Raw genomic sequence first — 12,532 nt, forward strand, 5'->3', positions numbered from 1 at the left:
CTTGGTCTCTATTTTTTGGGCGTCCGCGTGGTGTCTACCCGCGCCGAAGGCTGGCTTTGCACGGAGTCCTTTTCGGCCTTCTTCTCAGCTTTGGCGTCCTTTTTATCGGCCCGGCGCTCGGCTTTGATGTCCTTGGGTACCTTCGAAAACAGCTCCTTCAAATCCTGGTAGTCGCGCTGGAACACCAAGGCCGCACCCGTGCGAATAATCTGCCCATCGATGTCCTCATAGCTGTTTTGGCGGAACACGCGCACCCGCAGGCGGCCGTCGGCCAGCACGCGGTATTCGATGCTCACGTCGCCGGCCAGGTTGCTGGCGCTGTTTTGGCCACGGGTGGCCTGGGTGCCCGTGCCGCCGCTCAGGTTGATGTCGGTGCCCACGCGCACGGTGAGGCGGTTGTTGAGCAGCTGGCGGCGCAGGCCCACGTTCAGGTCGGTGCGGCTGCCCTGGCTGCCGTCGGCGCCGTAGGCAGCTTGGTTGGTCACGCCCAGGTCGAGGCCCAGGCCGGAGAGGTACTTGTCGGTGAGGTTGGTGAGCTGGTCCGTCAGCACGGCGCTGGCGCTGCCGCGCAGCTGCGTGGCCACCAAACCCTCGCCGCTGCTGGTCTGGAAAGGGTTCTGGGCCACAAACCGGCCCAGAATCAGCAGCGAAAACACCTGCTTGCTCAGCTCCGAGGTTTGGTTGGGCTGGCGCAGCTGGGCCAGCTTGGCTTCCACCTGGCCGTTGAGGGCGCCGCGCTGGTTTTCGGGCAGCGTGATGTCGAAGCCGATGGTGGGCTTGCTGAGCTGGTCGGTCACTTTCAGCAGCACGTTAAACGGCAACCGGTTGCGCGATACCGTGGCGCTGGTCAGGTCGTCGGTGCCCTGGCCGGCCAGCAGCTCGGCCGGCGCAGCCTGCACCTTGTATATGGCCGTGAGGTCGAGCGTGGCATTGTAGGGGTCGCCGTCCCAGGTGATGGACGAGCCCCGGCTCAGGATAAAATCGCGCTGCGCCAGGTTGTAGAGCGACATGTGGTACTGCCCGCGGGCCACGTCCAGCCGGCCGCTGAGCGAGATGGTGCCGTCGGGCGCAATGTTGGTGTTGAGCGTGCCGGCGGCCCGCACCTTCAGGTTGTCGCCGCTGGCCGGGTCGATGACGATGGTAAAGGGCGTGCGGTTGGTGATGGTAACCACGGCCGTGATGTCGTAGCCCGTGGCGTTCACCTTGGTAGTATCCACGGCTACTTTGCGGGCCAGCATGGTATCGAGCGGGGCGCTCTTGTCAATAAATTCAACAATACCCGTGCGCTCTTGAGTAGTAGGCGTGGCCGCCGGCGACTCCACCGTGAGGTTGGAGCCATCCACCACGGTCACGCGGGTGTCAATTTTGATGAGGTCGACCGGCCCGGTGAGGCGCGTTTCCGAATCAAGCACCAGGCGGCCGTAGAACAGCTCGTTGTTTTCGCGGGTACTGCGCACGGCCAGGAAATCATTGGTTGTTGCCCGCATGTCGAAGGCGTAGTTGATGAAATCCTTGCTCAGCAGGTAGCCGTTAATGACGGCCTTGTTGGAAGCAGAATCCAGCACCGTGAAGTTGTTGAAGGCAATGCCCCGGACATCAAACGTCAGCGCCTGGTTGGGCAAGCGGAAGGGCGAGCCCAGCTGTGGCACGATGAAGCCGGCATCATCCGAGGTATTGAGCGTACCGCGCACGATAGGAGCGGAGGGGGCGCCCGTTACCGTCAGCTGCCCGCGGATGTAGCCCGTGGCGCTGCGCACCTGCCCCACCGAGAAAGGCTCCACTAGCTTCAGGTTGAGCCGGTTGGCGTCCACGGTCAGGTTGAGCGGAGTGGGGCTGCTGGCTAAGTAGGTGCCGGTTACGTGCACGTCGTTGCCGGCGCCGCCCACGGTGCCGGCCGCTCCGCCGGTCAGGCGCGCGTCGATGTCGTAGCGGCTGGGAGCGGGATTGGTGGCCTGGAAGGCAATGTCGCCAATCGAAGCCTTCTGGAACACCAGGTTTTTGATGGTGGCATCGGCCGTGAAGGCTTGGTTGGGCTTGCCCAGGTTGTCGATGCGGGCCGTGCCATTGAGCTGCCCCGCCACCAGCGAATCCTGCTGCTGCACGATGCGGGCCAGCTCGGCCAGCTCGAAATTGGTGAACGTGACGCCCAGCGGCGAGGTGGGTACCTGCGGATTCTGGCTTTGCAGGGCCAGGGTGCTGCGGCCGTTGGTCAGGTTCAGGCCATCGGCCACCACGGCGCCGCTGGGGTAGTAGCGCACGTAATTGTTGGCGCCGGCCGTCCAGTTCTGGTAGTTGATAATCTGCTCGGGCGCGGCCTCAAACTGGTAGGCCACTTCCTTGCCGCCGGGCTGGGCCAGGGCCTGCACGGTGCCCGCCAGCGCCAGCCGCTCACGGTTGGCCGAGTCGCCGAGGATAGCGGCCCGGGCAAACACCTTGTTGTTGGCAATGTTGCCCACCACGCTGGGGCGCCGCAGCCGCAGCGTGGTATCCTGCGCGGCCTGGGCCAGGCGCAGGCCGAAGTCCAGTTTGCTGGGGTCCGAGTCCACGTTCAGGCGCAGCGAATCGAGCCGGTAGTTGTTGTACTGAATAAGCGGAATGCTGGTGTTGGCCGTAAGGCGGGCGGCCTGCCGCGAGTAGTCGCCGGCCAGCGTGAAAGGCGAAATCTTCTTGAGGCCCGGCACCAGTTTGGTGGCCAGCCGCGGGTCTTTCAGCTTGAGCGAGTAGGTGAAATGCCGGTCAGCCGTGCTGGGCACGTAGCGCACACCAGGCACGTCGAAGTAGCGGTCGAGGTGCTGCTGCAGCTCGGTGGCAATGTCGCCGAGGTGCACGTTGCCGTCGAGGTTCACGTTGGCGATATCGGAGGTGATGACGGCCGTGGTGCGGGTAGCCGTCTGCACAATGCGGCCGTTGAGCGAGTCGAGCGCGAAAGGCTGGTTGTCGCGCACAATCACAATCTTCTGCCCGCTGAAGGTGCCGTTCAGCGTGTTCAGGTTCGAGCCGCGCAGGTTGGCCTTGAGGTTGCCCTGCACGCGCAAGTCGCCGCCGGTGTAGAAGCCCAGCGCCGTGAGGTTGGCGCCGCGCAGGTTCAGGTTGGTGACTTCGTAGGTGGGGTTGCGCGGGTCGCGCAGGTTCACCACAGCGCTCAGGTCGAGGTTGAGGTTGGGGTCGTTTTTGCTGCTGGCGTTGATGACGTAGCGGTTGCGGTCGAGGTCGACGGTGGCGGCTACGCCTTTATAAGTATAGCCGTTGTAGCGGGCGCTCTGCACGTTGGCGCGCACCTGGCCCACGAGCGTGCCGGGGTCCTGCAGGTTGCCGGTAGCGTTGATGCGGCCTGTGGCCGTGACGCGCCCAATGGTCGGGTCTTTCAGCAGCTTGCCAAAATCGAACCCGCCAATGGCAAACGTGCCCACCAGCGGCTGCTGTCCGTTGGCCTGCTTGCGGCCCAGGTTGCCGCTGAAAGCCAGGTTGCCGTAGCTAGTGCGGGCCTGCAGGTCGGTGTTGAATTGCAGCGTGGTGGGGTAACCCTTGAAAGTGCCGCTCACCGCAAAAGTGGGTGGAATGCTGATGTTGTTCGGAATGCTGCCCTTGGGCGCGAGGCTCAGCACATCAGCCCGCGACGAGCTGAACTGCCGCAGGTTGGCATCGACGTACAACCGCCCGTCCACCTCCGGCAGGCCGGTGATGTGGATGCGGGGCACCTTCACAATGGTGTTGCGCAGGCCCACAAACTCGAAGTTGCGAATGGTCATGTCGCCTACACGGCCCGCTACCTGCCCGTTCAGCAGCACCGACTGGTTGGGTCCGGTGTTGAAGGGCGAGGTGCCGGCCAAGTCCGGCGCCAGGTACAAAATGTCGCGGAAGCCCAGTCGCACGTCGCGCAGGTCACCTTCAATCTTCAGATTCGGCAGCTTATTCACATCGCCCAGCGCGGCCAGGCTCTCGTAGCCAATGGCCAGCGTGCGCCGGATGCGGGTGTGCGGCGTCACCAAATCGAGGCTATCTAGCCGAATCTGTACCGAGTCGTACACCACGTTAGCCTTCCACGAATCCACTCGGAAGCCGCTTTTCTCTTGCCCAGCCAGGTTGTCCACCTTGCCCGTTGTGCGGTTTTCGGAATAGCGCAGGTCGCGCGTGTTGAGTACAAGGTTGGTAAAATCGAGGTGGTTGTAGTCGAGCGCCGGGATGCGGGTGCGCTGCTGGGGTTGGTTGAAGTTGTCAAACTTCACGGCCAGGCCGCTGATGTCCGACTGGTCCAGGTTCACGCGCCAACCGGGCGAGGCGGCGGCCTGGCCGGTGGCGGCCTTGGCTTTGTCGGTGGCCTCGTCGAGTTTGCGCACAGCCTCGGCGGGGTTCACTACCCTTTCTTCCACGGGCACCTGCTCGTTTTGGGCATAGGCGAAGGTGGTGTTCTTGAGGGTGAGCTTGCCCAGGTTCACCCGCTGCCGCTGCAGGTCGATGTCCTTAGCGGTGATGTCGGCCAGACCGATGTTGGTGTTGATGTACTGCGCCGCGGGGTTATTCTTATAAGTAAACTGCACGCTGTCGAGCGTGGCGCGGTTAAGGCCAAACTGCAGGGTGAGCGGCTCGGTAGGGCCGGGGTTTTCCACCTCGGGCGCCGTCTTGGTTTGCACGATGCTGATGGCCGAGCGGCGCAGGGCCGCTTTATCCACCTTGTAGATGGAGTTGTCCACATCCACCTCGTCCATGTTGGCCGTGAACTCGCCGATGCGGGCCCGGATGTCGGAGCCCGTAATCTGGTCGAGCTGCGTAAAGTAAATGTTAGTGAGCCGGGCCTTGCCGATGTCGTACTTCAAACCCGAAGCCGTGGTATCGACCGGCGCGGTGGGGTCGGTGAAGGCTTTGATGATGAAATCGTAATTGTTCACCGAGTCGGGCTCGGTGCGGGTGAGGCGCACGCGGCCGTCGTTCAACTCGATGTTCGAAACGTTGATTTGTTTGTGCAGCAGGTCCCAGATGGCAAGGTCGACGCCCAGGTGGCCCACCGACAGTAGCGTGTCGCGCTGCTGGTCTTCGAGGTACACGCCGTCGAGGTTGATGGCGTGGCGGAAGTCGGTGCGGAACTTGCCAATGCGCACTTCCGTACCCAGCTTGCCGCGTAAGTAATTCTCGGCTCTCTTGGCTACAAAGTCTTGTCCGGCATCGAATTGCAGAAACACCACCACTGCAACAACGAGCAGTAGCACCAAGGCAATTAAGCCCAACAATCCGTAAAGGGCACGACGCAGAAAAGTGGACAAAGCAGGATGGGATTAGCAACTACACCAGGCAAAGCAGCTATTCCAAACGCAAAACCGTACGCCGGGGTTGGACATCAACACGGCGCTCCAGGAGGAATGTAGAATTAAGAACGAATAATTGGGGCGTAAAAAGTTGTCTGTTTGAGCTGGGTAAAAGCCGCTTGATTTAGCTAGTTGTTCAATCGATTGCACAAAACAGCCGGAAACGGCCCAACCCTGCTCAGCCTGACGCGCTTTCTTTCCGTCTTCCTCACTAAACGCCGCCTTATCTTCGACCCGAAATCCCACCGAGCTTCCCATGATAATACGTTTCTCTCTTCCCTACCGCACCGTGTTTGGCCAACGGCTGGCCGTGTGCGGCTCCCGCCCCGAGCTAGGCGATTGGTTGCTGGCGGGGGCCGCCCTCATGCGCTACGACGAAGCCACCACCTGCTGGAGTTTCGACCTGGAAGTGCCCGACGCGGCCGGTACGCTTACCTATAAGTATGTACTGCTCGACGCAAACACCGGCGCCCAGCACTGGGAGCACGGCCCCAACCGCACCGTAACCTACGACCCCGCCCGCACCCCCGCCCTGCGCCTGGCCGACTACTGGCGCGCCCCCGCCCAGCCCGAAAATGAGCTGCAGACTGCCGCCTTCACCAAGGCCCTGTTTCGCCGCCCTGCCCGGCCCGCCGCGCCCGCCGAAACCCCGGCTCCCAAAGCCAAGAAAGCAGCCAGAGGTACTAAAGCAGCTAAAGACGCTGCGGATGTTGCGGAAACCGCCGCGACAGGCAACAACCAGCAACTAGCGACCACCAACCAGCCAGCCCCCGCCGCTGGCGAAACCGTTTTCCAACTCGTCGCGCCCCGCGTGGCGCCCCACCTGGGGCTGTGCATTCTCGGCTCCGACCCCGCGCTGGGCGCCTGGGACAACACCAAGGGACTCGTGCTGTCGGATGCCAACTACCCGACTTGGACCGGCCGCGTCACGCTGCAAAACCCGGGCGAGGACTGCCACTATAAATACGCCATGTGGGATGCCGTCGCCGGCCACGCCCTCGACATGGAAGGCGGCGAAAACCGCGTAGTGCCCGCCACGCAGGATAGCACCGCCGCCCGCGTGTTCAACGACGAAGGCTACCGCCACCCCGACGCCTGGCGCGGGGCCGGTGTGGCTTTGCCCGTTTTCGCCATGCGCTCCGAAAGCGGCCTTGGGGTAGGGGAGTTCTCCGATTTGAAGCTGCTCACCGATTGGGCCGTGCAAACCGGCCTCAAGCTGGTCCAGATTCTGCCCATCAACGACACCACAGCCACCCACACCTGGGTCGATTCCTACCCATACGCAGCCATTTCGGTGTTTGCGCTGCACCCGCAGTTTATTCACCTCGAAGGCATTGCCGCCCTCAAGGACAAGAATACCGCCAAAGAGCTGGCCCAACTCAAGCAGGAATTCAACGCCAAAGATTTCGTGGACTACGAGCCGGTGATGAATGCCAAGTGGAAGTTCCTGAAGCTGCTCTACAAGCAGGAAAAACAGAACTTCCTGGCTGATGCTGGCTACCGCGCCTTCTACGCCAGCCAAGCCGAGTGGCTGGTGCCCTACGCGGCCTTCTCAGCCCTGCGCGACCGGTTCGGCACGGCCGACTTCCAGCAGTGGCCCGAGGAGTTTCGCTCTCCCCGTAACCTAGAGACCCTCACCGCTGAAAACGCGCCCGACTACGATGAGTACGGTTTGTTCTTCTTCGTGCAGTACCACCTCGACAAGCAGTTGCTGGCCGCCGTCGATTATGCCCGTTCGAAGGGCGTAGTGCTGAAGGGCGACCTGCCCATCGGCATCTACCGGCACTCGGTGGATGCCTGGACCCAGCCCGAACTCTACCACATGAACCGCCAGGCCGGCGCCCCGCCAGACGATTTTTCCACCACCGGCCAGAACTGGCGCTTCCCCACCTACAACTGGGAGCGCATGGCCGAGGATGGCTACAAGTGGTGGAAGCAGCGCATGGGCCACCTCGCCCGCTACTTCGACGCCCTGCGCATCGACCATATTTTGGGCTTCTTCCGCATCTGGGAAATGCCCATTGAGTCAGTAGAAGGCCTGCTGGGCCACTTTTCGCCGGCCCTGCCGCTGCACCGCCACGAGATTGAGCGCCGCCTTGGCTGGTTCGACTACTCGCGCCTGTGCGAGCCGTACATCCGCTGGCACATGCTCCAGGAAATCTTCCAAGGCGAGGCGCAAAATGTATTCGATGAATACATGTACGATGCCAGCTACGGCCGCATTCACTTGAAAGAAGAAGTCGACAACCAGCGCAAGATAGAGGCTTACATTGCCCAGAAAATTGCCGATTACCCCGAACATGCCGAGTACTTCCAGTGGGTGCAAACCGGTTTGTTCAAGCTGGTGAACGAAGTGCTGTTTGTGCCGGCCGGCGATGACTTCTACCACCCGCGCATCACGCTCAACAAGAGCTACTCCTTCCGCGAGCTGGACAGCGACGAGGACCGCCGCCGCCTCTACGACGACATCTACCTCGACTTCTTCTTCCGCCGCCACGAGGAGTTCTGGCGCCAGCAGGGCCTCATCAAACTGCCGCCCGTGCGCTACGCCACCGACATGCTCATCTGTGGCGAAGACTTGGGCATGGTGCCCGCATCCGTGCCCGGCGTGATGAAGGAACTCGGCATCTTGGGCCTCAACATCCAGCGCATGCCCGCCGACCCCGCCACCGAGTTTGGCCACCCCGACGCGGCGCCTTACCTAAGCGTGGTGACCACCAGTAGCCACGACATGAGCACCATCCGCGGCTGGTGGGAAGAAGACCGGGTGCGCACCCAGCGCTTCTTCGAAACCATGCTGGGCCACTGGCGCGAAATCGCCCCCTTCTACTGCGAGCCCTGGGTAGCGCGCGAAATCCTGGTGCAGCATCTGCATTCGCCGGCCATGTGGGCCATTTTCCCGCTGCAAGACCTGCTGGCCATCGATGGCCACCTGCGCCGCGCCAACCCGCACGACGAGCAAATCAACGTGCCCAGCAACCCCACGCACTTCTGGAAATACCGCCTGCACCTGCCGCTGGAGGAGTTGGTGGAGTCCGTTGGCTTCAATGAGCCCCTGCGGGCGCTGGTGACTAATAGCGGCCGGGCGTAAGGTCGCCCACTTTTAGAAATTCCGCCGAAGCGGGCGGTTGGCCATACAAGTGGTCGACCGCCCGCTTTTATTTTCTCGCTATTTTACTGGGTTTTGTACAATTATGTGTAAACAGATTTTACTCAGAATTGAGACATGATGAATAAATAATTGGATTATTTACAATAGATATAGAGTTAAATCATATTGGTATTTAAAAAAAATGATTCTAACAATTTTAGATTTACGCCTTTGATTATTAGGTAAATAATGTCAAAAAAATACTGCCGTTTATAAAGTCAATATAGTAAAATTATTCATGTGCAATTGATGTTAATTTTATAATTATACGTGTCTGGTTAAGGCCAAAAGCTCTAATTTTGTCATTTAAATGAGCGTTTGTAATTGAATTTAATTAATAAAAGCCTTTGGCGGTATTGATGGTATTTTACCCGCACCAGCTACGTCTGCGATTCATTGCCAAACGCTGCCATTAAAACGCAAGAGCCCTCTGCCCTTCGTTATGCCAAGCTTAATAATTAGCCGGCATACTGTCTGATTATAATCTATTTCCACACTACCACTTCTGATATGAAACAGAGACTACTGACCAAAGCACTGGCGCTTGGGGGCCTTCTAGCTAACCTAAGCTTCGGCTCACAGGCCTGGGCCGAGGGGTCAAAAAACCTCACCCCCGGCACTAATACCGATGCCTTAACGGCCACGACTAATGACCGAACCGGATTTCTGGTGCACGATTCGGACGTGGCTTCGGGGGGGATTGACGTCTCCTATGGGTTTTTGAAACCGGCTAGCTGGACCAGCACCGCAGCTGGCTCTTCGTTCTCGCCCGACCAGCGCCTGTATATCCGGCTGCTGCCCGGCGAAAAGTTGTCGTACGGCGTAAACCGCACGGCCCCGCTCACAAGCCTGACGGGCGCTGCTGCGGCCTATCAGGATTTGATGATTACGCTGCGCTACGGCACCGGCGATGGGACTATTGTAGACCAGAAAACCCTGACCCGCGCCAGCACCACTACCAACACCTACCAACTGCTGACCACGCAGGCGGGGGTGATTAATAGCTATGCACAGGCCACCGCGGGCCCAGGCGGCGCCAATGGCTATGTGCCGCTTACCTACGTCAACAATACCGGCGCCACGCAGGACTTCTTTGTAGAGTTCACGCAGGTGGGCGAATACACGAGCCAAGGCACGCAGGGTGCCTTCAATGATTTGAAAACGCGTAGCAACAATACGGCCTTTCCCGGCCAGCGCTACAGCGTGTACGATAAATGGGACTTCACCGTAACTGGCACCGACAACCTGGAGAAAACGGGCCGCCTGTTCAGCAAGTTCTGGGCTTTTTCGACCGGTCCTTCGGTCAACGCGCCGGGCGGCACCACGTTTGAAAACCGGCTATCCAAAAACTTTACGCTTTATCCCTTGGTGGAAAGCCGGGCCACGCCGGGCCAGTATTATGTGAAAGCCATTGAGCTGGCAGGCCTGCGACCCTACGCTTTCTTCTTTGTTACCAATGAGTTTGGCTCCACCACCGCTACTGGGCGCAACACGGTAGCGCTGCGTCGGCGCAGCCAGACTAGCAACCTAGCGTATGCACAATACCCCAGTTTCGTGAACGACCCCGACCGCACCATTTGGCCCAGCGCCGCGGTGCCGGTGGCCAGCATCACGCCTCAGCCCTACTGCCGCAGTGGTAACACGGAAGTGGCGTTTACTACCTATTCATCGGAAACGGGCCGGTTTGACATTAATATCACCTACGGCGGCAATACCCGGACGCTGACGGCTGATGTAACGGCTGGCACTTCGGCCACCGTGCTATGGGACGGTTTGGTGAACGGCGTTCGGGTGCCCGCAGGCCAAACCATTTCCTATAGCTTTGTAAACCGCGGCGTGGCCGTCAACTTTCCCCTGTACGACGCCGAAGGCAACGAAGGCGGCTTTGTCGTGCGCAACGTGCGGCCTTCATCCACCGGCACCGACCTGCTGTATTGGGACGACACCAACCTGACCGGCTTCCCGACGCCCACCGTTCAAACCACTGGCACCAACGCCGCAAACGCCGGCCACCCCTGGGGCAATGGCACCAACACTGTGGGCAACAACTACCTAGTGAACAGCTGGACGTACGGTTTCGTGAGCACCGCCAGCAACCTATCCTACACCACGGTGAGCGTATGCGACAATGACAACGACGGTGTGACCGACAACACAGACATCGACGACGACAACGACGGGGTGCTGGATGTGGTGGAAGCCCTGTCCACGAACACGACCAGCATCGACCCCAGTGGCTTTGCCGACGCCCAGTCGCCCATTCGCTACCTCGACGTGGACTACGTGCACCCCGTGCTGGGTGCGTTCCGCGATGCCAACAAAGACGGCATTAACGATATCTTCGATATCGACCTCGACGGCATTCCCAATCATTTCGACGTGGATGCTGATGGCGACGGCCTGCCCGACGCCGTGGAAGCCAACGGCAACAACTCAACGGTATCGGCTCCGACTTATTCATTCAGAAAAAACCTGGCCGGCGGCGGCACCAAATCCAGCGACTACAACACCTCGCTGGGCAAGTACATGGCAACCGACGTAAGCACAGCCCCTTCCAGTGTGGGAAGCAACGGCTTGCCCGATGCCGTGAAGCAAACCATGACTTATTCAAATACCGGCACCATTACAGCTGAAGACGGTGTAAGCAAATACACGCTGACCGACAACGACGCCGATACGTTCACGGCTAACAGCCAGACCGTGCGCAACTATAATTTCCTGGATTTTGATTCAGACAACGACGGCATCGACGACGGCCGCGAGGCCCAGGCCACGCTGACTTATGTAGCCCCCACCGGCCTCGACAATGACAAGGATGGGCTGGACAATGCCTACGATGCTACCCCGGGTGGCACCGCACTCGTTGGCACCAGCTTGACGTATGCCGTGGATACGGATGCCGACACCAAAGCCGATATGTTCGACGCCGATTCCGACAACGATAATGCGGCCAACGGTGCCAAATCTGTACTGCAGCAAACGGCCGACTGGTCCGAGGGCTTTGACACGAACGACAACGGCCGGGCCGGTGATGAAATCCTGGCCAAAGCCCGCGCCTTCACGGTTGCTAACACGGAAAAAGCTACCTATTACCCGGTAGGCAATACCTTGGCGGCTACGGCGTTCCTCCAGGATACGGACAACGACAAGATTCCAAATTTCCTCGACACCGACAGCCCGTATTACCACGATGCCAACTTCAACGGACTAGTAGACCTATACGACCCCACGTACGGCGGCACGCCGTCGACCGCGCCCAAAAACGCGGCAGGCACCCAGTACCTGTTCCGCTCCAATGCCGTTGCCGTGCCCCTGCCGGTTGAGCTGACAGTTTTTGAGGCCACGGCCAAGAAGGCCGATGCCGTGCTAACCTGGACCACGGCTTCGGAGAAGAATAACGACCATTTCGTGGTGGAGCGCTCTATCAACAGCACCACGTTCGTAGCTGTGGGCACGGTGCGCGGCCAGGGCAGTACCACCCGCGCCACCGAGTACCGCTTCACCGACGCCGGGGTGGGCCCGCTGACGCAGGGTGTGGCTTACTACCGCCTGAAGCAGGTAGATGCCGATGGCACTGCCTCATACGGCCCCATTCGCAAGGTGGTGTTTGGCATAGGTAAAGCCGCGGTGTCGCTCTACCCCAACCCCAGCCAGGAAAACGCCACGCTTGACCTCAGTGGCCTAGCCGCCGGCTCGTACCAGGTGCAGGTAGTTGACCTGGCCGGCCGTGTGCTGCGCAAACAGCAAATGGAAGCGGTGGCTGCGTCGCTCGATTTGCAAGGCCTGCCGCAGGGTGCCTACATCGTGCAGGTGCAAGGCGCGGGTATCAGCCAAGCGCTGCCGCTCATCCGCCGCTAATTGGCGATAAAACAAGTGGCTCCGATTCGGGGCGACCTGATAAAAACAAAAAGCCCCGTCGGTCTCCGACGGGGCTTTTTGCATTAGGACCCAATGCGGCGCTACCAGTAATCAGCAGCAGGGAGCACGTTCATGTGGTCACGTTTCGGCAATCAGGCAGCTGCTGGCTAGGAACCCTTGAACGAGTCGTTAAACTAATTCAACCGAATAGAAATCGTATTGA

General features: G+C 60.1%; 3 protein-coding genes. 2 read left to right on the plus strand and 1 reads right to left on the minus strand.

What is annotated here, in order from left to right; translation table 11 throughout:
* Positions 1–8: 8 nt before the first annotated feature.
* Positions 9–5,258 carry a translocation/assembly module TamB domain-containing protein gene (locus I2I01_RS07850; protein WP_196285897.1) on the minus strand — a complete coding sequence of 1,750 codons (5,250 nt, stop codon included), beginning with the start codon at positions 5,256–5,258 and terminating at the stop codon, positions 9–11.
* 298 nt (positions 5,259–5,556) lie between these two features.
* On the opposite strand from I2I01_RS07850, the gene I2I01_RS07855 reads away from it, so the two are divergent.
* On the plus strand, positions 5,557–8,391 hold the full coding sequence (locus tag I2I01_RS07855; protein WP_196285898.1) for a 4-alpha-glucanotransferase: 2,835 nt from the start codon (positions 5,557–5,559) through the stop codon (positions 8,389–8,391).
* Positions 8,392–8,961: 570 nt separating this feature from the next.
* Entirely contained in the window at positions 8,962–12,309 is a 3,348-nt protein-coding gene (locus I2I01_RS07860) for a T9SS type A sorting domain-containing protein (RefSeq protein ID WP_196285899.1), read from the plus strand.
* The last annotated feature ends 223 nt before the right edge of the window (positions 12,310–12,532 follow it).

The organism is Hymenobacter properus (assembly GCF_015694735.1).
Taxonomy (GTDB): domain Bacteria; phylum Bacteroidota; class Bacteroidia; order Cytophagales; family Hymenobacteraceae; genus Hymenobacter; species Hymenobacter properus.